18 protein-coding genes are annotated in these 26,585 nt (G+C 36.1%); 1 reads left to right on the top strand and 17 read right to left on the bottom strand.

The window, feature by feature from the left end:
• From AC4MRQ_RS10815 to AC4MRQ_RS10735, 17 genes are all read right to left on the bottom strand, one after another.
• Positions 1–273 (bottom strand): hypothetical protein (locus AC4MRQ_RS10815; RefSeq protein ID WP_491197690.1); only part of this gene is annotated, 273 nt, incomplete at its 3' end.
• A 57-nt stretch (positions 274–330) separates the two neighbouring features.
• Positions 331–2,151: an eCIS core domain-containing protein gene (locus tag AC4MRQ_RS10810; RefSeq protein WP_491197689.1), complete on the bottom strand. Its 1,821-nt coding sequence runs from the start codon at positions 2,149–2,151 to the stop codon at positions 331–333.
• Positions 2,152–2,304: 153 nt separating this feature from the next.
• The gene (locus AC4MRQ_RS10805) at positions 2,305–3,891 is read right to left on the bottom strand and encodes a contractile injection system tape measure protein (protein ID WP_491197688.1); all 1,587 of its coding nucleotides are present in this window, start codon (positions 3,889–3,891) and stop codon (positions 2,305–2,307) included.
• Between the two features lie 59 nt (positions 3,892–3,950).
• Positions 3,951–10,325 (bottom strand): baseplate wedge protein, encoded by a 6,375-nt coding sequence (locus AC4MRQ_RS10800; protein WP_491197687.1) that lies wholly within the window; start codon positions 10,323–10,325, stop codon positions 3,951–3,953.
• 30 nt (positions 10,326–10,355) lie between these two features.
• Positions 10,356–15,155, bottom strand: coding sequence for a baseplate J/gp47 family protein (locus tag AC4MRQ_RS10795; protein WP_491197686.1), 4,800 nt, complete (start codon positions 15,153–15,155; stop codon positions 10,356–10,358).
• A gap of 32 nt (positions 15,156–15,187) precedes the next feature.
• Positions 15,188–15,613 carry a GPW/gp25 family protein gene (locus AC4MRQ_RS10790; RefSeq protein WP_491197685.1) on the bottom strand — a complete coding sequence of 142 codons (426 nt, stop codon included), beginning with the start codon at positions 15,611–15,613 and terminating at the stop codon, positions 15,188–15,190.
• A 10-nt stretch (positions 15,614–15,623) separates the two neighbouring features.
• Positions 15,624–15,914, bottom strand: a complete 291-nt coding sequence (locus AC4MRQ_RS10785; RefSeq protein WP_491197684.1) for a PAAR domain-containing protein — start codon at positions 15,912–15,914, stop codon at positions 15,624–15,626.
• Between the two features lie 5 nt (positions 15,915–15,919).
• Positions 15,920–17,692 carry a type VI secretion system tip protein VgrG gene (gene vgrG / locus AC4MRQ_RS10780; protein WP_491197683.1) on the bottom strand — a complete coding sequence of 591 codons (1,773 nt, stop codon included), beginning with the start codon at positions 17,690–17,692 and terminating at the stop codon, positions 15,920–15,922.
• A complete protein-coding gene (locus AC4MRQ_RS10775; RefSeq protein WP_491197682.1) occupies positions 17,692–18,390 on the bottom strand; it encodes a CIS tube protein in 699 nt (232 codons plus the stop codon). Before AC4MRQ_RS10775 ends, vgrG begins: the two co-directional genes overlap by 1 nt.
• Complete coding sequence (locus AC4MRQ_RS10770; RefSeq protein WP_491197681.1) at positions 18,380–18,559, bottom strand: DUF5908 family protein; 180 nt, start codon at positions 18,557–18,559, stop codon at positions 18,380–18,382. The genes AC4MRQ_RS10775 and AC4MRQ_RS10770 overlap by 11 nt, the downstream gene beginning before the upstream one ends.
• A gap of 5 nt (positions 18,560–18,564) precedes the next feature.
• Positions 18,565–19,023: a phage tail protein gene (locus AC4MRQ_RS10765; protein ID WP_491197680.1), complete on the bottom strand. Its 459-nt coding sequence runs from the start codon at positions 19,021–19,023 to the stop codon at positions 18,565–18,567.
• 7 nt (positions 19,024–19,030) lie between these two features.
• Entirely contained in the window at positions 19,031–19,495 is a 465-nt protein-coding gene (locus AC4MRQ_RS10760; protein ID WP_491197679.1) for a phage tail protein, read from the bottom strand.
• 25 nt (positions 19,496–19,520) lie between these two features.
• The gene (locus AC4MRQ_RS10755; protein ID WP_491197678.1) at positions 19,521–20,477 is read right to left on the bottom strand and encodes a hypothetical protein; all 957 of its coding nucleotides are present in this window, start codon (positions 20,475–20,477) and stop codon (positions 19,521–19,523) included.
• Between the two features lie 20 nt (positions 20,478–20,497).
• The gene (locus tag AC4MRQ_RS10750; protein WP_491197677.1) at positions 20,498–21,535 is read right to left on the bottom strand and encodes a hypothetical protein; all 1,038 of its coding nucleotides are present in this window, start codon (positions 21,533–21,535) and stop codon (positions 20,498–20,500) included.
• A 37-nt stretch (positions 21,536–21,572) separates the two neighbouring features.
• Positions 21,573–22,982 (bottom strand): phage tail sheath family protein, encoded by a 1,410-nt coding sequence (locus AC4MRQ_RS10745; protein ID WP_491197676.1) that lies wholly within the window; start codon positions 22,980–22,982, stop codon positions 21,573–21,575.
• Positions 22,983–23,004: 22 nt separating this feature from the next.
• Entirely contained in the window at positions 23,005–24,330 is a 1,326-nt protein-coding gene (locus AC4MRQ_RS10740; RefSeq protein WP_491197675.1) for a hypothetical protein, read from the bottom strand.
• Positions 24,330–24,935, bottom strand: a complete 606-nt coding sequence (locus AC4MRQ_RS10735; RefSeq protein ID WP_491197674.1) for a Pvc16 family protein — start codon at positions 24,933–24,935, stop codon at positions 24,330–24,332. The genes AC4MRQ_RS10740 and AC4MRQ_RS10735 overlap by 1 nt, the downstream gene beginning before the upstream one ends.
• A gap of 675 nt (positions 24,936–25,610) precedes the next feature.
• Between AC4MRQ_RS10735 and AC4MRQ_RS10730 the strand changes: the two genes are divergently transcribed.
• Positions 25,611–26,537 carry a helix-turn-helix domain-containing protein gene (locus tag AC4MRQ_RS10730; RefSeq protein WP_491197673.1) on the top strand — a complete coding sequence of 309 codons (927 nt, stop codon included), beginning with the start codon at positions 25,611–25,613 and terminating at the stop codon, positions 26,535–26,537.
• Positions 26,538–26,585 lie beyond the last annotated feature (48 nt).

Here is a 26,585-nt window from a genome sequence, read left to right as displayed (position 1 = left end):
TTTACTATCTGTCATTTTAATATCACCCGAATCCCCTTTCATCTGAATTTTCCTAACAGTTTGCTCCGCTACCTGGTCTGCCTCCTGTTCATATTTATCGTTTACTTTACCTATATTGAGCTTTGTTTGTATAGACCCTTTAAAGAAACCACCTGAAGTTGAGTCCATACTCGTCTCTGAGAAGAAATTTTTTGAATCATTCTTCTTGAAAAACAAAGAATTTTGGATTCCTTGCGTAGAAGCTTTTGAGTTTTTAGGTTTAGAAATCTTCATCTATAATTACAGCTTTAATAAGCCTGTACCATTAAAAATGTACTCTAAAGTTGAATCTTAGTACCTAACTCTTACTGGTAAATTCCTTCCCTGAAGTCGCATAAGTAATGCTATCATTTGGTTAAACTTACCTTCATCTCTCGACGCAACACCTATACAACCTGCAGTTCCATCATCAGTCACATCAAGGTGAAAGAAGAATTCAGATCTTCCGCATACATTTGTACCTGTGGCCGGAACCAAAGGAACTCTGAACGGTCCCCATGCTGAGGCTCCTGAACCAGTGGGATATCTTAATGAGCCTCGTGATAACGCTGGTGTTTGAACTGAGTTTGGTGCAATATAGTAGTCGCCTTCCGGTAATGGACCTCGATTTGGAACACATTGATGTCTTTGATTATTCATGTAATTAATTCTGGAACGATTTCTCCGATTGGTGGTGCTTAAACCGGAATTTGCAACAGCAACGATAGCGTTATGTCTTTCGTCTGTCAGAATAACTTGTCCGCGCGTAAAAAGCATTGATTCTAATCTTAAACCAGAGTAAGTTCGGGGCAATACTGTAGTGCTTGTTGGATTTAGGACTCTTATCTGATCAAATACTTGTTCCGTATGTCCTGAGTTAGTTGTGACATATATTCTTACCCGATAAGTTCCAGGCTCAGGAGGCCTGTTCCTTGAACCTCTGAATGTTCCATCCCAGATTGCCACTTTGTGTCCTGCTGTAGCATTAGCGAAATGGAAACTTCTGTGATCAGGTCGTTCACTTGAAAATTCATATTTTAAAATCATGCAGCTTATGCTTCGCAAATCTGTACCTGCTACATTAAAACTGATTCGTGCACTCTCCCCCTGATCTACCCTAATGGTTCTGGGGCTAATATTAAAATTAGAAATGTGCCTTAATCCCCTTGTTGATCTACCTCTCGCGGCTCTTCTTTCCAAATGAGTCAGGATTCTGCAACGCTCCTGAGATGTTGTGCTTCTTCTCCGGCTATAACTTACTATTGCTCTTCTTTCTTCTGAAGTAATATCTCCATTAATTACCATTCGTCTGGTTGCACGAACCAATACAATATGACTGGCTCCTCTTCTGCCTCTTTGACAACTTCCTGGAATTCGCTGAATATTATTCCCGGATTGCCTTTTTTGCTGGATTGTATGTGTCAATTCATGAGCCAATAAGCGTTTTCCACCTGAAGTGCCAGGACTATAGTTCCCCTGATTAAAATAAATATCATTTCCATGGGTAAACGCTTTTGCATTAAGTTGCTCATTCAATTGAATTGCATCCGCTCCAGTATGCAAGCGAACATTACTAAAATCAGCATTCATGCTGGATTCCATTTGTCTTTGTACGCTGCTTCCAAGATGGTTGCCCTTTCCTTTCGAAGCATTCAATTGAGCTTCAATAAGCTGAGAGGAATTTGTATTAAGCTCTTTTCGATGTATATTTTTATCTTCATGCAGCTCACTATCGTTTTCAAAAATTGGTTTTAACAGAACATTGTTATCATCTTCAGATTTTTCGTCCCCTTTCTGTATTCCTTCTTCCTTTTCACAAGACTCACATTTTTGTTGAATATTTGAGTTTGTACTTATTAATTCTATAGTTGAAGTGTTTTCGAAGGTATTCTCCGGGTATTTCTGAATGCGGTTAACTACATTATCCGCCACCTGATCGGCTTCTTGTTCGTATTTATCATTTACTTTACCAATATTGAGTTTTGGCTGAAGAGTTCCTGAAAAAAAAGTACCTGAGGATTTTGCACTATTCTTTCCGGTAAAGAAATCACCTGACTCTTTCTTTTTGAAGAATAACCTTGGTGAATTATTAATGTTTGTTGAATTCGATTTTATAGCTTCAGCCGTTCTCATATTGAAGGTAGCCTGCTAAGAATTTTGTAATAAGCTATAGGATGAATAAATAGTTGAGTGAATACGCGTGTCCTACACCTCACATCGTATCTTTAATGCTTCCAAGTCTTCTGTAACTACTTTAAAGAGAACAAACCCGTCCTTTTTTGGAATTTATCTCCACTCCACCCGCAGTATCTCCCTTTTCCATGGGAGTTTTACAATACTAATATTCCATGACAGGTAACTTAAAAGAACATCAATGGAATGGTTTTCCACTTTTAATCTTAGTTTCTCACTTTCGGTATATAGTTTACCACCTCGTTGCAAAAAATCATCCTGGATAGTTGAAGTGCTGGTACTTTTTAAAATTGACCAATTCGCTATAACTGCGTTTAACAAATCTTTTGCTTCTGCTCTTTCGTTTTTCCTCAGTCTCTTTATTCGTCTTACCGGATATTCGATCGGACAATTACATATTATCTTGGGTATAATTAACTGAAATTCCTCGGGATTTTGTTCTCCGGTAGCCAGGTAATACAAAAGATGAATTGCTCTTTCTCTTGCCCGCTCATTTACGAACTTTTGTTGCTTAAGAAATCTAAGTCTATCGAAAAAGTTACTTAAAAACGGATGGATCAGTACTAAACCTGCCAGTTCAACATACATTCCCTCTTTTTCTTTAAATTGCAACCTTTGATTATCATGTTCAATAGATGAAAGTAACTCAGATTCAAAAGCAAGGCTCTGTTTCGTTTTTGTTGATTCTGTAATTTCACCAACCATACTTATTACATCAATATCTCCTCCTTCTCTGGCACTTAAAAATTTTCGAAGCTCTAATCCCGGAATAACCTGCTCAAATACCTGTATGTGCTTTATATCTTCTATTGATAATAATATCTTTCTACTACTCAATTCATCCATCTGCTTGATTAGTTTTGTTGCAATTGAGGGTATTTTATTTTCTATTTTCCGAATGAGCTTTTTACCCTCTGATGGACCAAGTATCAAGTAAATTAAATCAGCCAAATATTGCAACATTTGGTTAACTGAAGGGTATTTCCCTTTGGCCTTATTTTGAAATGCAATAATCCATAATTCCTGTTTGAACGATTGCTTATCTAAAGTTTTAATATTGGTTTCGAAAGAATTCAAATAATTCAATACAAAGTGCATCTCTTCCACTGTTTGTTTTATCACTATTGGATGAGATTCTCCCAGAGCATACGCAATCTCCATTAAAGTCCGTTCGCTATGTTGGTAAACAAGCCTTCTGGGAACATTTTTAAATTCAACAATTGATTTCTTTAGTTTTTCAACTGAAAGTTTTTGCTGTCTTAGTTGAATGAGTGCATTATGAACTATAGCCGTAAAACTTTGTACTGAATTCCAAGGAATGATACCCGATTTAAGAAAGTACAACCATTTTTCAAAGGCATTTTGATATGTTGACTGCTGAAAGATTGATTCTGATTGATTTGATTCAATTCCAGCCATTTGTTTTTGAATCACTTTCTTAATTTCTTCCTTGCCAGAGAATTTTTCAAGGTCAGCAGAAGATATTGTTCCTATATCTAATTCAATTCTATCAAAATACTTAATCTGTTCCTCCTGTGATAACTCATCAAATACCTCCTCGAGCGCTTTTATTATTATGTGCTTATAATAACTGCTCATCTGATGTTGGACTTGAAACTTATCAAGCCCCCTACCCATAGTGAAATCAATGGTTTGCTTTTGAATTACGTGCGCATTCATATACTATCAAAATATTGAATTGACAGAAAGTATAGAGAAGAGAAGTATATCCCAGAATGTTATTTCAGAAATGGCTTTATAGCTTCAGATAAGTCGTTAAAAGGGCGGTACTTTTCAATTCCTGAATCAAACCACTTCTGAATCACTAATTTGACGTCAATCCCCTTGCTCTCAATAGTGTTTAGTATTTGATTCAGTAATTCAGTATCCGAATCTTCTGTCTCGAAGGAAGTACGATCAAGAAAATAATAAATCATGTTTTCGGCAATTTCCTTTACTTCTTTCTTGTATAGCTTTTTGGTAACCTTATTCGATGGTATTGGATTTTTCAGTACCTGCTCAATTTTATTAACCAGGTGTTCTTCTGAGGGAATGGCTTCTTCAATAAATCTGTGAGCATTTATTGCCAGTGGATTTCCTACTGTACGGTTTTCAATTTTAATTATTTTATCAATGTATTGGGCGTGCCGATTATTTAAAAAATTGATTTTCTCTCTTTCTGTATATTTATTTTCTGATTTTTGACCTTGCTTTTTTATTTCCTCCTTTTCAATAATTAGATCGTCCGATTCGACTAAATAATCATCATTCATAGTCTTTACTTCACTATAGCAAGGAATATATCGATAGGGTGTACATTGTAATTTAGGCCAATTGTGAACTGAATTGATCTGATTCAGATAGTCTATTTGTTTTTTCTTCAAATCAAGTGCCATCGTATTAACCTTTTTTATCTCATCTTCAGAACAAGGTGGACATACACTTAATTCCTGGTAACACTTTAATTGTCTGGCCACCAAAAATTGAATCAGCTGTTTTACGTTATATTGCTTTGTGCAAATTGTTTTTTTTGCTTTCTCACGTATCCAGTTTTTATACAACTCTTCGAAACAACATAAATCATGGGGTGCCAACCAAAATACACGGATTAAAATATGAGCAGGCATTTCCCTATAGAGAATTTTCTCAATGAGCATTTTATTTTCCGGTGATAAATACTTTTCTGACCATGCTGGCAGAACTACTGTAACTATAAAGGAATAGGGATCTACTCCAGGTATAAATTTCTCATAATGTCCTTCTAAGCAAGGATCTGCCATATCTATAGACCAGGAAAAATCACAATTCGCCAGTTTTGGATCAGGTGTTCTTCCAATTGCTCCAAAATTTGGTCGTAATAAAACATGTTCAATTAGATGCAATCCCTGTGTGTTTATCAAGCTCTTTGCTCTTTCTATTGCTTCACAAGCCATTTCAGAACTGCTATAGCACTGAGGATTGTAAGCTACTATCTCCTGTCCTTTTTTAATTTCAATTAATTCATTCCCTTCATCATTAATAAAACTTTCGTAGGGATTTGTTAGTACTTCGATACCATATTGTGAACAGTGGCAGTCATAGGTAGGCAGGTAAAATCTGTAATTTGACAGAGCTTTTAACATCAGTTCATAATGCTCGTAAGCTTCATCAATTGAGTTAAATGTACAAGGGCTTTCCCATGCCGGAGGACAAGCTTTCCATGTTAATTTCTCTCCACAGGGTCCTATCTCATTTTGTCCGGATTCTATTGGAGATCTGTAATTAGGTAATTTTATTGAAATCCTGTATGCATATCCTCCCTTCCCGGTATTTTTTAGCTCCCTGACTATTGGGTTAAAATGTGCCCACTTAAGTACTTTTTCCTTTAGCTGATCCAATGGCACCTCTTTACCTTGGGCAGCAGATGAAATTTTAATGTATCTGGATTTATCCAGGTAACTTTTTAGCTCGCCTGATTCTTCAACTATCCCCTTATTTCTTATTTGTTCAAGAATTTCAATTTTGCTTTGCTTAAACCTGGATTCTTTTATTTCCTGATTATATGAATCAAACTCTCTAATAGTTAAATCCTTCAATTCATACTTTTCATCAAGCTGCGTTTTATTTCTTAATAGTTTTACATCATGCAAATAGCTTAGTTCCCCTTTTGTACTGTTTTTAAAAGCCTGTTGGAGCTTCTTCATTTCTTTATCACGTTCGGCTTTATCAGCGAATTTTCGGGGATGGACCAGACTATAGTTTCTACAAGCAACAAACCATCGATAACAATCACGATGAATGAACTTTTGAAAGACATTTGGTGAATGTGATACAGAAATAAACTTTTCAATTCCCTTTTCTTCCCAAGCCTCCTGCTCTGTTTTAAATCGTTCAACGCTTTCAGCCAAAACCTCTCTAATCGCAATAGTGTAATTACAATGCTCATCCGATTTGAGAATATAGTTGCCAGGGTGTTTTAACAACACAATGAAGAAAAGAAATTCTTTAGTTGCTTCTTTAATAGTTTTAAAACTATTCCGACTTATGAAATAACTACTACCTGAACTATGAAGTACCAACCGATATTTATAATAAACCTCATCTCCCCTATCTATTTTAATTATGGGATAAGTAATTAAAAGTTTAATGATTTCCCTGACCGATGCCTCATCATGTTTCCCCAAGTCGTCGAGGGTTGCTTTTGGTACAAATGCCACCGTTTGATTATTCAGACAAATGTCTTCATTATCAAGGTATGTTTCTTTGAGACTTATGTATTCATTTTTGCCATAATTTGATTGAAGTGTACCCTTTTGAATAATATCCAGGTAACTTTTCTTAAATGCTTCCTCGGCATCTTTAACTGACTGATACCCTTGCATACTCTCAAACAGAATCAGTTGTTCACCTTTTTGTTTACCTGATTTGTAAAATAGATTACGACACTTTATTTGGAAGTGATATCTAAACGTTTTCTTCTTAATCTCTCGTTTTCTGTATATATCGCCTCCCAGGCAAATCTCAAGGTAATTTGGATTAACTAAGGGATTTCTTCTCAAAACACCAAGCCTCTTTTTAACCTGGTCTTCATTGGGCTGCGGCTTTGCCCAAACAATATGAGCAAGTGGATTATCCTTATCTACAAGTTGATAAACTATTTGTCCTTTACGGCTATTCGGATCTTTCTGAACACTTTCCTTAAAGGCCTCACTTTTTTTGCCATGGAAAGAAGCAATAGCCTTCCTTACCGTAAAGTATTCATTTATTGTTTTTGTTGTTTCTCTTATCTCCTTTTCTGATGTTTTTTCCTCGTAGATAAAACAAAGTCCTGAAAGCGTTTTATTGTTCCCTTTTGCTTTTTCCTTGCTTTTATCTTCAAGAATAACCTGTTTTCCTCTTCGAATCAATTCAAATTTCTCCGCATTCTGTATAAACTTATCAGCCTCAGATTTTGCAATTTCCGCTTTACTATATTCTGATGTGCTTTCAAATACAAACTGACTAGGTCCATAACCGAGTGTATAGTTGAATTTCCATTTGTCAGGCACTTCTCCAGAAGTGATCTTGTAAACGTAGTTTTCGGTAATTGCCAATATAGACCTGAGTTTTTTTTCTGCACCCGATTTTGATTTATAGGCAGCTATATTTTCTCCTATTTTCTTCATTTGCAGATAAATAGTTACCTGATATTCTCCGGTATCTTCTTTATGTTCTATTTTATAATTAGAAGCATTAGAAAGTAAGCTAATCATTTTCTGACTTGCTGCCCGTGCTTGACGAAAAGAATCGTATTCTTCTGTTGCTCTAATTTTGAATGAATTGTTTTTATCAAGCAATTCAAAAGTAAATTTATCCGGTTTGCCTACAATCGTATCGTTTACATCAATCTTAAAACCTTCTGAATCGATGTACTCATATTCCTTACCTGACTTTTTACTTTGAATTAGTTTCCCAATAAGTTTTACATCTTTCCCTGATTCATATTTCCAAAGCTTTCTTTCATTAATTTGTTTTACGCTACCGGCAATACTCTTGATTGCACTTGCCCCATCAGGATAACTGTTCTTAGTGGACCTGACAATATTATTAGCCTTATCTCTTACATTAAGAAAATAAATGTGTTTGGATACTTGAATATCCCCCTCAACAGAATGTGGTTTGAATATCCTTGAATAATACCCACTGTGTAACTCGGCTTCCTCTGCCGTTTTGAAATTCTTATCAGTTAAAGTCGCCAGATTTTCTTCATTATACTTTAACTCTAATTCATAGACATCCTCACGGCCCGGTTGTTTAATCCTGTAATTTGATTTATCTGCTGCAGCGAGCATCATTTGACGTGCTGCTTCCATTGCTTCTTTTGGATCATCGAAGCGCTCAGGACTGCGGAAATACTTTCTGTTATTTAGGGTTAGCTCTGATAAATAATAAACAGGGTATCTGAATAATTCAAAATTGCATAAATGCCTTCTTTCCAATGACAAATTGCCCGAAAGAGCATTGAATCGCTTCTCAAAACCAGAGATATTCCGGTTTGCCCACCCATTCAGCTTATAATTATATGCCTTTCCTCTCTCACTGCTTAATTCAGGGTAGTTCTTTAAGAAATTCTCTTTCGCTTCAATATCCCTGGCTCTTAGTTGATGCTTATCCATCAATCCGTAAGATAATTGTGCAAAATCAGTAAACTTTTCGGCAAACCTGGCTAAGAGGTGATTGAGAAATTCATTTCTCCTTTGTTGGTATTGTCTTTTATCCTCCAATAAAATGGATAAATAATCGAGATAATCTACAGGCTTAAATTCTATATTGAAGGAGTACTTATTTCTCCTTGTATAAAATTGCCTGAAACTATCAGGTAATTTAGATGCATATTCAATATTTGAAACATCTAATTTGGCTTCCTTCAAATCCTTATAATAAGATTTGCTTAACAGCGCAATTGAATGAGAGTTTGTATAAATGTAAAAGAATACACAGCCATTTTTATGGGAAATAAATTCTGTTTTGAAATTACCTCCAATTATATCCAGTTTGACTTGGTGAAGAGCTATTCTGCATAATTCTTCATTCTGAAAATAATACTGATTAGTTTTTTCAATATCAAGGCTGTCGATTTTACTGTTACTGACTGCAACTTGTATGATTGATTTATCCACAGGAACGGCCAATAATTGACTATTAGTGCTTGTCCCATCATTTGAATTTACATTAAGTCGTACAAGCTTTTGTAATTCAGGAATGGTTTTTATCGCATTCGCAAAATATGTATGATTTAACCGAGGATCATCACTTGATTCAAAAGAAAACAGATTTCGAATGTTTTTCAATTGAGTAAGATAGTTAGCAAGCAATTGATCATAAAACAACAAATAGGATTTTAACTGAAGGGCCTGAGCCTTTCGATGATCAGATGCATCCTCTAGTAATCCTCCATCGGCAATACCATATACATCAGGAAAATCACTTTGAATTGTTTGATATTCGTCCAATTCACTTCTGTATTGCCCCTTTGGAATAGCCAAATCCAGATAAGGAGATGGTTTCTTTATTAGAACCTTGCCACTATTCTGAAAATCAAGTTCAAACAAATGACGAAATTCACTCTCGTCAATAGATACCGGAATACTGTCTTGTATAAATTTAATTGTGGTACAATCTAAAGAAAATTCTGCAACGTGATTTTTAAATAAATGAAACTTGCCGTTACTCCGATGATTTGCCACACTACCACAATCGTTGATTTCAATTCTTCTAACACGCTTTATTCCTGGAATAGAAGATGCCATATTGAATAAATCTGATAAATGAAATTCTTTTATGAACTGAATATCTTCTAACTCAGTAGTATCAATGAATCCATGACTTTGTTGAATGTTAACAGGTCTGCCTGCAAAGATTTCATCTATAGTTTTTCCTTTATTAATAAGTTGCTGTAGGGAATAAAATGTTGGAGTTGGAGTAAAAAACTCACGTAGAGCATGAATGAGCTTCAAATAAACTTGTTCCGGGTCAGCATTAGTTTCTAACTCTACAGTAGCCTCTGCTCCAACTGGTTGTTTACACAAAATATGTATATCAGAAAAATCGAAATCCTCGCATAGATTTCGATTTTTGTGTAGAACAGATTCGACTTTAAGTTTTATTTCATCTTCAAAATCTTTCTGACTTTTGTTGTTTGGTGGATTTTCTAGGTCCAAATAAACCTGGTATAATCCCCGGATTTGATTTTGCTGTTTATTCGATTCGTCTTCTATTGATAACCAAGCATTTCTGATTTCACTGATGTCAATTAATAGTTTTCTATAATCAATAATAGTAAGCGGATTATTACCCAGAATTTGCGATGGTGTAAAAAAATTATTCTCAGTAAAACTTGCATCACTCGGATCTACGGCCAGGATATCTTCTACCGGAAGGTTCGTTGTGTATCCAAGATCCAGAATCGCATAAATCAGACTTTCCAATATGGTAATTCCTGGATCATGAACATTGTGATCAGTCCATATGTGACCAGCCAGTTTGCCTAAATATTCAATTCCTTGTCGACGTAGTGTATCAAAATCAAGATATTTCGGAAACCCTGAATTATTCTTCTTTATTACATCGACTTGTTGTAGTATGTTGTTGTCCATTAAGGATTTTAGGATTAAAGGTAATGGAGGTTACTCCCCCTCTTTACATGGATTAATGGGCTGTTGTTTTTCGTCAAGTAGCCATGAATCACACTCTTCTGGAAGAATACAGACATCCATACTTCCTGCAATTAATATTGATCTGGGAGTTAGTGGTGTAACTTTTTCTGCATCCGACCTGGATACGTCCTTACTTTCATGCGCTATTTTAATTTCACTAATAAATTCAATGTAGTCTCTTGTTTCCAGAAACTGAAGAATATCTGAATGGTAGACCTCATTTCCAAAATACAAGCCGGAAATATCACCTGTTAACCAGGGAGAAATAAACTCTTTTAATTCTTTAACTACCTGCTCCTTATAGTAGTTTTCATCTTTACCACGCTTCAGAACCAAACGAGTACAAACATTAACTTTCTCATACCTGGGATTCATGACCCGAAGCCGGACAAAAGGTGAAGTTTTTTCACTCAGATGTTTTTCAATTTTTCCCAAAAGACTGGAAGACACTTTGGGATCAATCTTGTAATTCGCTTTCAGCTTATCAATATCAGGAATCACAGCGAGAATAACATAGCCTGGAGCCACAGGAAAATCGTTGAAGTACAGATTGGCATCCATTACAAAGCTGTGATTAATGCATTTTGCCCTGTAGATTAATGGGAAGTATTCAAGGCAGATACGTTCATAGTCCCACTTTTGTATTGACCGGTTTTTGTGTCGCAGAAGTTCACTCACCCGGGTATAGTATGGACCAGAAGATTCTGGGATTCTACCTCCAAATGAATCATAAGGCTGTACAACCTTGGTAACACTGGCATCAGCCACCTTAAGTTTTGCAACTGATTCTTTTGCTAATGGTTCAGCCAAACGTAACTTATCATTTTGAGGTTGATTTGTAAATGTAGCAATTGCTGCCTGGGTGTGAATCCCAAATGTCTCACCTACTGCCCTGCTATTTTCAAATACCGAAGCTTTTATCCAATAAATACCCTTTGGCATGAGCGTATTATTGTTACTGATATTTTCTGGCATTGCGATTTTAATGATTCCAGAGCTAGTCAGATTATTTGTCACATCATCGATTATCTCAAAACCTTTTCGCAGAGGTCGCCAAACATTATTTTCCAGATAGTGCCAATTTACTTTAGCCTTTTCTGATTCAGAATCTGCGGTCGCTTCTGCAATTTGAAACAGTATGTTGACATTATTACCCGGAACAAGTTCTTTTAGTCCTAAGAATAAAGTGCCTTCGTTACAGTGGGTAGGAAGTAGTGTTGGTTGCGCTTCAATATCCTCAGCCTTGTGTGTATTCTTATAAGGGTATAAATGTATCAGGTCAATATCTGAAATTTCTGCCGTAGCGGTATAGTCAATTGACAATTTATTTATAACAGGTGTCCAGGGCTCGTTAGGGATAACGACAGAAAGATTTTCAATAAATTTATTATTGGAATCAAGAAGTCCAAAAGTATCTTTTATACTCTCAAAATAATCTTTTGCTCCAAATACTGATGCTAAAGCATTAGCAACATCATTGGAATTAGTATTTATGAATCCAAGAAAATTTTCAACTATGTTCGTTGGATAAAAATGAAAGGATCCTCCTATCAGAGCACTTAATGCAACTCGAATAGCATTAAAAATATCCAATATATCTGTTTTCTGCCCCGGAACATTGTTGTTATAATGTACATCTAATGCGGAAGCACTTGTATTTGCAGTAATAGAATCAGTATGTGCGGTATCTAATTTGGTAATAAGTTCATTAAATAGATCAGTTAATCCCTTAAATCTCATTAAAGTATGTCCATCCTTTTCATACACTGCCCCCTCCAATATTGAATCCGGATATTTTCCCAACGCCATCATTTGCCTCGCTAAAACAAAACTATAGTCTTTATGAAGGAAATCCTGATTTCGAAGATTAATCTTTATAAATCCATGTCTGGAATTTACAGTCAAAGGCTGAAAGTCTGATTTATTAATTTGGAATTTATTTATCGGAAAAGCTGAAGCGTCGATTTTAATACTCTGTTCACATGGATTCTTTTTATCACAAATTTTAATTGATGGGTCAACAAATGAGAAAAAATCCTCAGGTGGCATTTTATCGAAAAGTTTTCGGTCTGTGCTTTCATCCTGCCAATCTCCTTCTATGAGTTGAGAAATTCTAATTTTAAAATCATTTATATCCAGCCCATATTCTTTATTTCCACCACTTCCTTCCTTGAGACGATAAGCTTTATAATAATCCGTAAAATCTGATGGTCTGTTTTCCCAGTTCAAATTTAATCTGGCGGTATTCCATTTTTTGCAAAAAATTTCCTTTGAACCAATATAAAAACTTGGTCCCTGCAAATTTGGTTTACAATATTTTTTCGGATTGGCATTAAATATTGCATGAATCAAAGCTACGTCAGGTAAAGAGAAATTTGCCTTTAAAAATCGATCATGTTCAGAAATAATTCTGTAGGAACTTTCTGCGCCTAATAAGCTTAATAATTTATTCTTACCAGCATTACTTATTCCTGCATTTTCCGCATCAACAATGAATTGCTGTGTTATGCAATAAATCTTTGATGAATCAACAACCGTGAAATCAATTATATTTGGTCTTGTACCAAAAGGAAAAATGGGGCCATTAACGTCTTGGACGCTACTATCATTCTGAACAATCAGGTTTTTAACTCCACATACACTAACATCAATCGTTGCCTCATTTAAAATTGAAATATTTCTGAAGAAGTGATAAAAGGATACATACATCTCTGATTCTTCATTTTTATTTAAGCAACAATCATTACCGTCACCATCATCCAGATTTAGTGTTCTTCTATCCAGCTTTATTGAATCATTTAGTTCTATTTTTACAAGCGGCAATTCGGTGCTTAAGTCCTCACCCAGCTTTTCTCCGTCATAGAATGTCACGGGAGGCATATCAGCTTTAAGGTGAGCATCAATGTGGAAATCAAATTCATTTGTGGCACTTATATTAGCAGGTTCAAATTTAATTTCATCAATTTTTGGTCTAATCCACGACTCTTCACCACTAAGTTGAATATTAATTAGTTTCTGTGGCTTAATAAATCTGGCAATCAGATCTTTGTCACTATTGCTAAAATCAGAAGTATCAACAAATGTATCAAAGAAGAGCACATCGGTTGGACAATAACACTGTTTAGTCTCTTCCTTTAACTTATCCTTAAGCTTTTCAATAACTTCTTTATTTGCCCCTTTTTCAATTAAAGAATTGATAATGTCCCTACTGATATAGAAGAAATCTTTGTTGAATAATGAATTAGCTGTAGAATAAAAATCTCTGGCTGATCTGAAAAGAGGTTTTGAGGAATTGTCTGTTTTTGACTTGCTTCCTGATTTAACATCATCATCGCAGCATGGATTAGACGTTGCTGGTTTAACGGGGAATAATTCATCACAAATATTCTCCGAAAGCTTGCACTTAATCTTAATCTTTATTGAGCGATTTCCTTCATTTAATAACAGTACAGGTGAAGCCAATATAAATCCTAACCTGGCATTTGGATAAGGTTTATAGTCTCTTAATTCCGGATCGATATATTTGCTCTTTTTATCTCCTAATGTTGGCCAACTTTCGTCTTTTGACTTGAACTCTTTCCCTACACCATCTGCCATTTGTGCATTTGGTGCTATATAAACTCCTTCAGTAAAATCGTTTGATTTATACTTATAATTATTTAGAAATAGTGTTCTTGTATCAGCAACAACTGCCTTATTAATTACTATATCATCATCAAGCGAAAAGAGAACTTCTGCTTTGTTTTTATCTTTGCTATCTTTTAACTCAATTCCTTTTTTTAGTAAATACTGTTTTAAGTGTTTCTGAATTTCAAATATCACATGAACTTTATCGGGAGTTTCCTTGCCAGGAGTAAGCTGTAACACACTTTTATAGAAGAAATCCAAATGCTTTTTACTGTATTTATTCAGGTCTTCAATTAGTTGGCGGAAAATATGAATAAATGAAAACAACAGCCCCAAGTGTGGACTATGTTCAAATGTGGTATCATTTTCTTCTCTGACCAGCCCGGATAAAAGAGTTTTAAACTTATCCAACCAGGGATAAATGCTAAATTCAAGGTTTCTGCCTGCTTCTGTTTGTATCCCTCTAATTCCTTCAAAAACTGCAGGGACAACCTCTCTTATTCTTTCAAAAAGAAAAACAATTCTATCACATTGGTCATCAAATCCTGAATCAGAAATTGGGTATCTTTTCTGTAAATTATCAGAAGAGATCCCCCAAACATCGGATGTCAATAAAGTTTGAAAATCAGGCCTGATAACATTGAAAAGCCTTGAGGAAGTATTTACAAGTTCTATAAACTCTCTTAATGGCTCTACCAGTTGATTCTTAATAATAAATTCTAAACGGGTTTTAAGAGGCAAAGAACTATCCTTGAGCAACAAATACCACTTATTTACCAGAAAAAAAGTTTGATAATAGAAATAGTGTATATTAAGTTGAAGTCCGGACGGACTGGGAAAGTTTTTAAACAGAGAACTATAAAATGTAAGTTTCTCTTTGTGGATTTCAATGTCGTATTCTATTATGCCTGCAATAGTAAATGGAATACTTTTATCGAAGAAATTCTGCCAATCACCTGTATTCAGTTCCTTATTATAATAAATTACATGCCGGGAAAATTGCCTGAAATAGATCAACAGATCAGCGAGCTTTCTATCATCAATTTTAACGATATCGCTAAGCAGGTAGCTAATTGCCCGTTCTTCCTGCGAAACTCCCGGATCGGTTTGAAAGGGATGTGTAAGATTTAGGCAATCAATCATAATTGGGTTTGTTATGCGAGAACTTGTCTGACCTATATTCCACCTATTGCTTCAGTGCTATAAAAGTCATATACGTAGTTAAATCTGGAATTAGTCTCTGGTATCGTGTATTCAATAGTAATGGTGAATTTTCCTTCTATCAGATCGAAGGAATCGGCAGCAGTAACCTCAATTTTCTCTGCAATAATTCTAGGTTCATAAAATAAAATTGCATTCCCCACCCTGTCTTTTATATAACCAATGGTGGAGCTGTTCATTGGTTCAAATAGATAATCTTTTAAATTACATCCATAATCAGGCTGCATCACCCTCTCTCCCAAGCTGGTTGATAAAAGAATATGCAAACTCTGTTCAATATCCTGAATATCACTCACGAGATCGACCGTACCTGATTCAGCATCAAATTCTGGTGGAAATGACCATCCGGTTCCTAAAAATGAATTTATTCTATTTGCCATTTTTACTTTTTTATCCTCCAATCTCAACCGTAGGAAGCCCTGCGACGATTACTCCGCCGTGAGCTGTTAAATCTCCCATACGTGCTGCAGGTTTACCACCAATTAAAACAGTTGCTGAACCTTTCACAATTGTATCAGGTGGTCCGACACATGTAACAAGATCACCTACGACAGCGGCGGGTATGTTGCCAATTAAAACAGTTGGAGCTCCCGGGCCCGTAATTGGACCACCCACATGAGGAACCAATGCAGTAACCATGGGGCATGTATGCATATCAGTTAATCTGGCAGCAGCAGGCATGTTATTCAGTTTATTTTTACCAGTGAACCAGAGATTTCATTTATTCCATCGGCAGCTGACTTTATAAGTGCTCCCTTTAAATCCAGATTTGCATCTGCCTGTATTGAAACTGAAGCGCCTTTTATCTTAAATTCAGCTGTTGCTTCCATATTTATATTAGTGCCGGCCTTCACCTTGATTTCCATCGGACTGTCAACGGTAATTCCATTCGAATCGAGAAGCACAGAATTATCATTTTGGTCCTTAATTTCGATTTTGGTACCGTCTTCATCTAAAATAATATGATTTCCTGCGGGTGTATCAATTGTAATGGTTTTTGTATCGTCATTAAACTCAAGGTGCATCTCACTTCGGGTTGTAAAACCCTTAACGTGATTATCATCTTCTGCAACAATTGGAGCTGGTTTAGCGCTACTATGTAACATTCCCAATACAACTGCATCACGAGGATCAGCATTTATAAATCCAACGATTACCTCATCATCGATTTCGGGTCTAAAGAATGCTCCGCGGTTTTCTCCAGCATCCAGACTTGCTACTCTCATCCAGATACCTTCCGCATTTTCATCTATTACAGGAACTTTTACCAGTATCCTATCCTGTCCGTCAGGATCATCCTGGAGTTTAACAACCTTTCCAATTTGCAAGCCATGAATGCAGCCGATTAACCCTGATGCGGGAAGGTCATTCACATCCTTAAACAGATATGTATAACGCCTGGGATCTAGTCCAAACTGTACCTTTGTAATCCAATTTCCTAATCCAAGCTCATGTTTGACAGCAGTAACAAATGCATTTCCCTCAAAGCGCTCACCTACACCTGTTAATTTAATCATGTTGCCTGGCAAAATCGCCGAAAAACCATCAATACTTACATGTCCCCTGATTTTTGCAAGTCTGCTACGAAGCATGACGCCATCTACCCATTGCTGCAATTCTTGCTCTGGCAGAAAACCGCTATGATTCAAATCGAAGCTCTCTAAATTATTTGATTCAGCTAATGCTGATGCTTCAATGTTTCCGTGCTCTGTGAATTCTGCTGAATCTGTCTCAGCAGAAAATAATTCCTGGTTGTTATAATCCCATGATTTAGCCTGAACTTCTGACCATTGATTTCGGGTATCCATTTCTGCTTCAAATTCCAGAATTGACGAACCATACGCAACTTCCAAAACATGATTCTCAGATGTTTCAGGTTTGAATACCTTTATTTCACTATCATTAACAGAAACTAATAATCCATTTGCTTCAGCCCGCATAAGAAGAAAATCCCAATCGCTCACTAAATGCTGAACCAGTTCCGGATGATTCAACTCAGTTGATTCCGAGTCAACACTCAGATTGGTATATGCTCCTACCAGTTCGTCAAAAACCTGGCTGTCAGTTACGTCAATAAAGTACTTACTTTTCTTACCCAGAGTCATTTGCACTGCAGAATCCTGACATTCGAGAAATAATTCGCTGTGTCCGTTTTCTCTTATTCTTACGGCATGCCTGACAATAACCCCAGTAAATACAGTTTCATTTTCTCCATCACGCCCAATATCTATTCTAATCTGATTGCCAGGAATAAAGTTATTTCCATCACTGCTTTCAAAGGTTCTTTCGGAAGGATCCCCGTCCCTGATTACAATTTTAGCAATGGGAACCCGGTTTATTTCTTTCAGAACTGAAATTGACAATAGTTCAAAAACATCGCTAACTGCTGAATCATTAATAAACAACTCAAAGCTGACAACGTCATGAACGGAATTATTAGGTACAAGAATGTCTGCCATTACTTATTGTTCTTATCAAGTGGAGGAAAAGTCATTGATGTACCGACTTTTAACCTGCGGAAACTGGTCAGGCCGTTTACACGGGCGATTTGCAACAGGTAATTTGGATTATTATAGATTTTATGAGACAGATTGTCAATTCGGTCTGAAGAACCTATTACGCGATAGTGCGACAAGTCAGGAGAACTTAGCCTGTTTACTGCTGTGCTTGATTCAGGTGTAATATAACTTACAAAGGTTGTACTAATTTTAATTCTCAGTGGTGAACCATCTGAATCGAATAGCGTGTAGTTTATATTCAAGCTTGATAGCTGACAAGGAAACTTAAAATCTTTTCCCCAATGCAAAATCAGAAAACGTGGCTTATGAATTTCTCCGGCAATATCGTATACACATTTCAGAAACTTGTCTAATTGCTCCTGCACCGGTTTTTCTTTCAGCTCTTTGTCATAACCAGCAATGGTTTTTGTTCCATCAAGGGTGAAATCGAATTGAACATCCTCATTACCTTTTGAATTGAACTTTGGCTTGTTTGCACCGGTGCCATGGGCTTTCCGGTTTTCAAGTTCAATTTTACAATTTTTCTTTAATGATTCAGGATTAACAGGAATGGTAAACTTTGCAGCTTTATCTTCCTGTTTAAAGCTTCGATCTTTATAAGGATGAATAATAAGTTTTGTAAGACTTTTATCTGACATCTTTTTCTTTCAAAATCTCCAATACCCTTTCAACACATATCTTAATAATCATTTCCGTATCAGTAATATTTTCTACAGCACCCGGACTTTCAGCACTGGTAAATGACTCTGTATTATGCTCATTCTCAACATGAGTTTTTATTATAAGCTCCCTGATTTCTATGGGCATAATTACTAGGTTAATATTAGTCGATTATAATTAAGTTCCAATGTTTCAATAAGTACTTCTCCTCGCATTGCATCCAGGTCACCCATTTTCCAACTTCTTGGCCACACGTTCTCAAGCTGCCAAAACATAATTGGTTGCTGTTCCTCATCTAATAACCTGATTGTAACAATCGGAATAGGTTCAACTTTCTCATGATCGAACACCTGTTTCAACCATTTGGTAATACCCGATTTGGAGGGTATCATTACCCCTCTTTTGAGGATTAAAGGTCCGTATTTTCTTCTAACAGGAACGACATGCTCAAAACCATTCACTCCACCTTCCTTGATGGTCTCTGTTTCTAATGTTGAGTCAAGACCTGAGACAGATTGAAATCGAACATCTTCCGAATTGGCCTCTTTACCGAGGTCCACTGCGAAATGAAAATTAACATTCTGAAAATACGGATCAATCTTTTTAGCCATCAGATAATTAAGGTTTAGCTTCTGTTATGCTTAAGCCTTCATGAGCCAGTTCCATGGTTTCAATAGCAACTTCATTTCCATCTGCTTTTAAATCAGTTGACTGAACCTTAACAGGCCATGCACGGGTAAGTGTCCAGGTAATGATCGGCTGATACTCTTCGTCGAGCATTTTTATACTGATATCCCGGCGAAATTTCTCTTTTCCTTCCTGAAACATCAATGTTTTCTTCCACAATTGGAAATATTCGAAATCACCAAGGAAAGTCCCGCGCTTTAGCGTCACATTTGCATATTTAGTCAAACCGGGTTGTTTTGTTTTGTTATATGTTTTACTACTGCCTTCTCGGTACTCGATTACTTCGGTTTCGAAATCAAGACCGCTCACTTCGGTGAAACCTATCCTTGCACCACCCCAGTCGACCTGAAAGTTAAACTTCGGTAATGGATAGTTCTTTTTTGGATCGTCAGCCATAGCTTTAATTTTAAATGTTAATTAATCAGGTATTGCATCTGTTTTTAGGGTCTACTTCCTTCATTGCATCTTCCAAACTTTTTTTGCAAGCCTGAAGTTTTTCCTTCTTCTTGGTTTTTCGGGCAAGTCTTCGGGTAAGTATTTTCACTTTATCCTTATCTTCCTTGTAAAGCTTTTCAAGCTTCTCGTAATAATCATCCTCACAAATAGGTAAGCTCAATTTTGGAGAAATTTCACATCTATCCTTATCATCTGGCCTTGGATGTTGTTGTTTTGGTCTCTTTTGAAGTACCTCATCATCCTTATCTTCATGATCATGAACCTCTGCACAATTAAAGATTGATTTCCAGTAGCCAAGAATTTGCCTTAGTCCGTAATCATCACCAACATTCATAAATAACTGATTTACCAGACTGATAGCCTTCAGGATATTCTTTAACAGACTGTCCCTGGTTTTAATGACTTCATCCAAAGCCAGGTAATAATCATCCAGACATTTGAGCAAACCCTTATCTGATTCAAATACTGGATGGTCAAGACATTTAATACAATTGATTATATAATCGTATTTAACTTTTATCTCATCAATCTGAAGATAGAAATCTTTAAGCATACAGTATAGAATCCTTATTGCCTCTGTTGACCATTTAGTACTATCATTCAGGTCCTCCAACTGATTAATAAGCTGGCCGATTTGATTACAGGCCATATGTGCCATCTCATCTGCAACTTCAAGTTCCTGCAACCATTTGTACAACCTGTCACGACGGTTGGTAACAGCCTTTAACTCTTCCTCTGCTAAACGGGCTTCTTCGCACACCTGTTCAAATTCTGCTTTTACTTCACGTAGCTTCTTTTTCCAATCTTCGTAGCAGCAATCGCTGGATGAAGGATCAGAAGGAATATCTTCTGCGCAACAGTCTTTTAATTGCTCTTCAATCTCCTCAATTAGCGTATATTTATCTTCAATTAACATGCTCATAATAGTCGGTTTTATTTAATTTACGCTTCCTGTTGTGTCTCCTGCCGCCGTTGCTGCGGATTCTTTTCGGGACAATAAACGGTTTTTACTTTTCCGCATATATCACATATTTTGGCTTCACATTCAGCCAGTCTTTGAGCATCATCATTAGGTGATTCACATTGTACATCCTTTATGCAGTCACATTTACTTTCGATGCAACACATAATGTTTAATGCTTTTTTCACACCTTCGAAATCACTGCGTGAACTGAAACGAGATACATTCGATTTAGCACTTTCCTTAATAGTTTTTGTTAAATCTTCCTCTACTGTTTTTAAATCTGTCTCGCGAAGTTTCATTGAATCCTGCATATGATTATTCAGCTTTATAGCCAATTCAGCAAGTTTCACACGCATGGGTTCCAAAGTTCCAAGATTTGTAAATACATGAATACCCTTAACATCAGCAGAAGATTTGAACAATGAGTCGGCATCTTTTGCTAATGATTTAGGCATGCAAATCAGCTTATTGAAGAATTTCTTTGTATCTGTACAACTGGTCGGATAAGTTGTTCTTGATTTGCTGTTTTCATCAAGTGCAGACTGCTCTCCGGAAAGGATTTCCCATTGTGTCTTATTACAACTATCATCGCGACATGCCTCCAATTTACAAGCCTGTTCGCGTAAAACCTTCATTTTAGATTTCAACGTACCAATTTCTGTGCAAATTGTTTGCAATGTAGTATACAAGTCGTTACTCTTTTTAAGGTAATCTCCTATGTTTTCCTTTATCGTTTCATTGGTCTGAATAAACTCGGAGCCTATGGTAATGTTAAAGTTTCTTAGAATTCGGTAGTTCTTCTCTACACTCACAAAGAGGCATTTTTTCTCCTTGTATACTTCCTTGAGTGCAGCATAACTCCCTTCCCATTTTTTTACTACCCCGTACTTCTCATACAAATAATCGCAATATTCACTTCGCTCAGTTTTGATGGTGATATGCGTTGGTGCATCCTTTTCGAGACATTCCGTATCCAGAGTATATTGGGGTTCCTGTTTTGCTTGTGATTGTACCATATCAATCAGTTTTTAAAATTTTCTCTTTGTTTGATGATTAAGTTTCGGAAAGCATTTTGTGCATAAACCTCAGAATAATAAACTCTGCAGGTCTTACAACTGCAAGGCCTATCTCAATGATCATCCTTCCTTCCCAAATATCAAGTTCTACCATTGTTTCTCCCAGTCCGACATGTACAAAATAGGCTTCCTCTGTACTTGCTCCCATTAAGGCGCCTGCCTTCCATTGCTGAGTCAAATAGTTCTCTATCATGGCTTTTACCCTAACCCATGTATTGCGGTCGTTTGGCTCAAAAACAAACTGTTCGGTAGCATTTTTAATGGATTCTTCGGCCATATTAAAGAATCGTCGTACTGAAATATATCGCCACTCATTATCGTTTCCGGCGAGTGTACGTGCTCCCCAAATAAGTGCTGAACCCCTTCCCGGAAAGCTGCGAATTACATTTATGGATTTACCAGCTTGCGAATCAACATTCAGGTTGGCTTGTTCTTCATGAGTAATTTTAAATTCCGGCCGTACCGCATAGTCGATACCAATATTTGCCGGAGCTTTCCAAACTCCCCTGGTATTATCTGTTTCTGCATATTTACCTAAAATTGCCGAAGATGCGGGTAGTAACATTTCTATTGCATTAATAGCAGCCTTTGATCTGAAAAACAATGCATTATCTTTCGTTTTCAGTTCTTCAAGCGTGCCATCGAGACTTGAATCGCCAATTCCTTTAACGGTCACTTTAGAATAATCATCTTTGTAATAATAATCTAAGCGGGAGAAGATTCTTGGGTAATACACTGCTCCGTATTTCCGGGTTGTAATCGGACCAAAATCGAAATTCCGCAGTGCTGTTATGTTTTCACTTAACAAGGTTCCTTGTGCCGGATTCATCCAAACGTCCATGACAGTAAACCTGTCTTTGAGCTTTTCACACTGCTGCATAGCTTCTTTATGCAGTGTATAATAATCTCCTGAAGAACTCATATTTAATCCATCAGGAAAAACAATCAGTGTTACTTCATTTTCTTTCTCTATTTCATCCAAACCTTTTTTTAAGGTTGCCATATCTATCACCCCGGCACCAGAATAGTCGCCTACAGAAACGATGTAGCACGGGCCTCCTCCATTAATGAAAAACATTTGCAGGCTGTAATACATTAAATATTTTGATGGATCGGTATTTTTACCCTGAACATCAATTGGAGTTTGGTTTGTGTCTATAGTAACTGTTATTTTCTCTTCTGGCTGTGGAAATCCAAAAAAGTTCTCATACTCTAACATGGAGGTAATACGGTGTGGTTTCAAGAGCAGATCATCTGGTTCGCGGTGTTGCGCCTTTTCGGTATATCCAATGAAGGCCGGAATGGCCGTCTCTACCGAGGCAATAGAAGGTGGGAGCTTAGGAATCTCTTCAATATAAACTCCAGGTGTTTTGTAGCTCTTTTGCATAACAGTAAAAATTTAATTGAGGTTAATTCTCTTTGATAAGACCATCAATTTTTGATGTGTATATTTCAGAAAAGACCCTGCCATCGACATCAAGGATAAATGAGGGGTTTGCCGGTCCGGGCAAATAAACACTTTCTTCCTGTCCGGTTGCAGTATCTGTATAGATAAATTCCGAAGGTAGAGCTCGCATTGGCATTGCACTCCTGGTATGCAAGTTTTTACCAGATTCCTCAAGGAAATTATTGGAAACGGGAGTTACTTCCAGTTTTTTATTTTGTGTTGAACGGTAGCGCCAATAAGTCATCCTGTTTTTAAACCTGATTTCAAACTTTGGGTGAGTTGTTCCATCAGCATTATTGCGAGAAGCATCAATTGAACCATCAGATTTGAATACCTGAAAAAGAGGCGTATTAACACCAGTATTAATTGATATTATGCCAAGTGATGACATATTATACAGCTTATCATTAAGAATTACTTTCCTGGTTGTTGTTGAACCTGATGCAGAAGTAATATCCAATTGATATATACCGTTCTTTATTATTGCATCCCCGGTAATATTGTTTGTATGCCTGAAATCTAATTGAGCATTCTTCAGGGGTTGACTTCCTGAGAAACTAAGATTTTTTACTGTTGTTCCATCCAGTTGCTTTAATGTGAAACTCGCAGATGTGCCAACACTTCCAGCCGGAAAGGTGTAAGTAAAAACATGGGGTAACAGAATACTATCAGCTTCGTTAACTACCCCTACATCATCTATCTCCTGCCAGTTCTGACTAAAGGGATTATCCGTATTTCTCAATGCCTGTTTAAGAGTTCCTCCTATTGTCGCCAACTCCCCCATTTCATAAGTTTTATTGGAGTTATATTCATTGACTGGTAAGGATAATGCGGGAAAAGCTTTACTGTTTAAATCGAGGTAATTATTAAAGAAATATGTAGATGTAAATATTCTGCGTAACCTGAAGTTTGAAATATTCTTGAAATCTGCATTTACTATTCGCATTTCAAAATTCAATTCTAAAGCCTTGGATATTTCAATAAAAGGATAAAAACCTATGTTACCAGAGTTATTTTGTTTTTGTAAGACTTCAATTCCTATAAAAAAGCCAGTTGCTGTTCGCTTAAAAACCATATGGTATTTTTCGAGTATACGCGCTGTTTCAGCAGTTGGAGCAATAGCTATATCATTCCAGATATTGAATTTGTTTTGGGAAATCCTCGTATTTATAATACTATTCAGTTCCTGTGATGAAAGGCTAAAAAGACTATCACTATCATTTGTAGCCATATAATATTCATGAAGAACCTGTACTTCAAACAAGTATTTGTATATGATTTTAAACATCAGGGGTTTTGATTACTAACATTCGAATTTCCATGTACTTCTTCAATTAACCTTCTGCTACTTTTAACCGCGCTGGTATTTATCTCAACCAATCTTGCCTTGTACATAACGAATGGTATCTGCTTTCCTCCCAATGAGCCCCAAAGATGATTTATTTGCTCAAAGGTCATCGTATATAATTCAATCGTCAGCGATAATCTTTGATCTTCGTGATGTTCCACATTTAGTTCTTCATGAAGTGAACTTGCATTATTAATATTGAATGTTTTCCTGCTCTGAAAAAAGCTAATTACATCTGAAAGTCTGCGTACAGCATTATCATAGGCTTGCGGGTGATTAGACGAGAACAAAAGATATAAATTAAGGTATACAGGTGGCTCAGAGTATTGAACTCGATTGTCTATTCTATTATACGACCAATTATTTTTGAGTGTGCTTTCTTCTTCAATATTGACTAAACTCAATATCACTTTGTTTTCAAGATTCATCTGCGGTTGCGAATCTATCATTGCCACATTTCCGAGCACAACTTCAACAGGACCACCCTGCGAGTCAATATATTCATTCAATTGCCTAATAATAAGTTGTAACGCTTTTAGAATCATTTCTGAAAAAGAGGTAATGCTCCGCCGCTTCAGTTACATTATTTATATCTGAAGGAATAACTATATTCCAATTCTATCAGTAATTTAAATGTGTTGCTATACCGTGTCTTGTAAAAATCTGCCATCAGTCCATAATTGTGACAAATGATTAAGTTCTTCCTATAAACGACTTGTTTTTATTGATGAGTTTCAGACACAACCTATGAATTGTTAATAATTCACCCGGTCTATTTTACTTGAAACTCTTCTAAAGTTACTTTAACTTGCATCTAAGTTTTTACAAACTTTCTACAATAACTTTCGGGATAAAGCAATTGGTCGAGACTACTTCACTGACCATTGGATACTAATTAAAGGTAATTACTTGTTACGTTTAATCTGGAATTGCAATGTATAACCATAAACTTGTTTTGTCTTAAGTAATCGACAATAAGATAGATGACATTCCATCATTAAGTAGCCATTTAACTATCAAACTTTGTGATTATTGATAAAAAGCTGTCTACATCATTAAACCCAATCACATCTTATTATAAAAAGACATTAAGAGGTGGATGCTACGCAGCCTTTTATAGTAAAAATGACCTTAAACAGATCAATTTACAAGTGATTTATTTAATCATTTAAATGAATATATAGATTTCCAAAAGATCAAATCACTCATAACAATTCATTATGAATCAGGAAATTGTGGTTAATCAAGATTTCGTAAGCATCAGATTAGCCAATAAAAACGGAAAAACTAAAGATCAAACTGACCCTATCATGGTTGGTGATGTATCCTCATTTACAATAGATACCAAACTAAGAAGGTATGTAAAAAGAATCGTATTCTTTCGATTGAATGAAATAATCAGCAAATATTCGCTTAAGCCCTTCCCCATAGGTTTAGTAGAGTGGATAATTCTGAGTGACAGAAGTTACATAACTGTCGTTAAAAAAGATGAACAATTAATTAATGATTCTTTAATAATTGGCTTGTATCAGACTTCTAATTCGCATTTTATGAAGTTTCATAGTTCAGGTGATTTTTTCGAAGGAGTCTCGGTAGCCTTAACTCCAGATGGTATCAAAGCATTAACTGGAGTTTATCCTTTCCAGCTTAAAAACTCTATGGTGACATACGATCAACTCGGAGCTTGCCTGCAGTTAGCTACAAAAAAGTTGAAAAGTTTTAAAAACAGGTTATCTAAATTCACTTTTTTATATCAAATATTAAAAAACAGGTTTCTTTCAAAAGAAAAAGTTGGGTCCAACTCGTTTTCTTTTCCGTATCCAGATATACCAACTAATAATTATAATGCTACGAACTTTGCAGAAAAATTGGGTTTATCTTACAGAACGCTTAACCGCTATTTCAATAATAAACTTGGCATATCTCCTAAAGATTATCTTAAGTTGATTAGGTTTGACAATACCTGCAAACATATAGCTGTAAATCCATATTTTGCCTGGAGTAACCTTATTAACGAGGTTGGATACTATGACCAGGCACATTTCATCAAAGAATTTAAGCACATGATGGGAATGACACCTTCAAAATGGTATAAAAATGGCCATGCCGGGATATATATTAATAGATTTTACTTGATAATGGAATAATAAGAAACAGTAATAAATTTAATTGATTTCTCTAGAAAAGTCATAATA

The organism is Carboxylicivirga sp., assembly GCF_982718395.1.
This window is presented reverse-complemented; position numbering and strand designations above follow the sequence as displayed.

Coding starts and splice junctions, on each gene's coding strand:
- AC4MRQ_RS10790 (WP_491197685.1), bottom strand. CDS start 15,613: ATGGCAAATAGAATAAATTCATTTTTAGGAACCGGATGGTCATTTCCA.
- AC4MRQ_RS10795 (WP_491197686.1), bottom strand. CDS start 15,155: ATGATTGATTGCCTAAATCTTACACATCCCTTTCAAACCGATCCGGGA.
- AC4MRQ_RS10785 (WP_491197684.1), bottom strand. CDS start 15,914: ATGCCTGCTGCTGCCAGATTAACTGATATGCATACATGCCCCATGGTT.
- AC4MRQ_RS10735 (WP_491197674.1), bottom strand. CDS start 24,935: ATGATTCTAAAAGCGTTACAACTTATTATTAGGCAATTGAATGAATAT.
- AC4MRQ_RS10810 (WP_491197689.1), bottom strand. CDS start 2,151: ATGAGAACGGCTGAAGCTATAAAATCGAATTCAACAAACATTAATAAT.
- AC4MRQ_RS10740 (WP_491197675.1), bottom strand. CDS start 24,330: ATGTTTAAAATCATATACAAATACTTGTTTGAAGTACAGGTTCTTCAT.
- AC4MRQ_RS10760 (WP_491197679.1), bottom strand. CDS start 19,495: ATGGCTGACGATCCAAAAAAGAACTATCCATTACCGAAGTTTAACTTT.
- AC4MRQ_RS10755 (WP_491197678.1), bottom strand. CDS start 20,477: ATGAGCATGTTAATTGAAGATAAATATACGCTAATTGAGGAGATTGAA.
- AC4MRQ_RS10765 (WP_491197680.1), bottom strand. CDS start 19,023: ATGGCTAAAAAGATTGATCCGTATTTTCAGAATGTTAATTTTCATTTC.
- vgrG (WP_491197683.1), bottom strand. CDS start 17,692: ATGGCAGACATTCTTGTACCTAATAATTCCGTTCATGACGTTGTCAGC.
- AC4MRQ_RS10745 (WP_491197676.1), bottom strand. CDS start 22,982: ATGCAAAAGAGCTACAAAACACCTGGAGTTTATATTGAAGAGATTCCT.
- AC4MRQ_RS10730 (WP_491197673.1), top strand. CDS start 25,611: ATGAATCAGGAAATTGTGGTTAATCAAGATTTCGTAAGCATCAGATTA.
- AC4MRQ_RS10800 (WP_491197687.1), bottom strand. CDS start 10,325: ATGGACAACAACATACTACAACAAGTCGATGTAATAAAGAAGAATAAT.
- AC4MRQ_RS10750 (WP_491197677.1), bottom strand. CDS start 21,535: ATGGTACAATCACAAGCAAAACAGGAACCCCAATATACTCTGGATACG.
- AC4MRQ_RS10805 (WP_491197688.1), bottom strand. CDS start 3,891: ATGAATGCGCACGTAATTCAAAAGCAAACCATTGATTTCACTATGGGT.
- AC4MRQ_RS10770 (WP_491197681.1), bottom strand. CDS start 18,559: ATGCCCATAGAAATCAGGGAGCTTATAATAAAAACTCATGTTGAGAAT.
- AC4MRQ_RS10775 (WP_491197682.1), bottom strand. CDS start 18,390: ATGTCAGATAAAAGTCTTACAAAACTTATTATTCATCCTTATAAAGAT.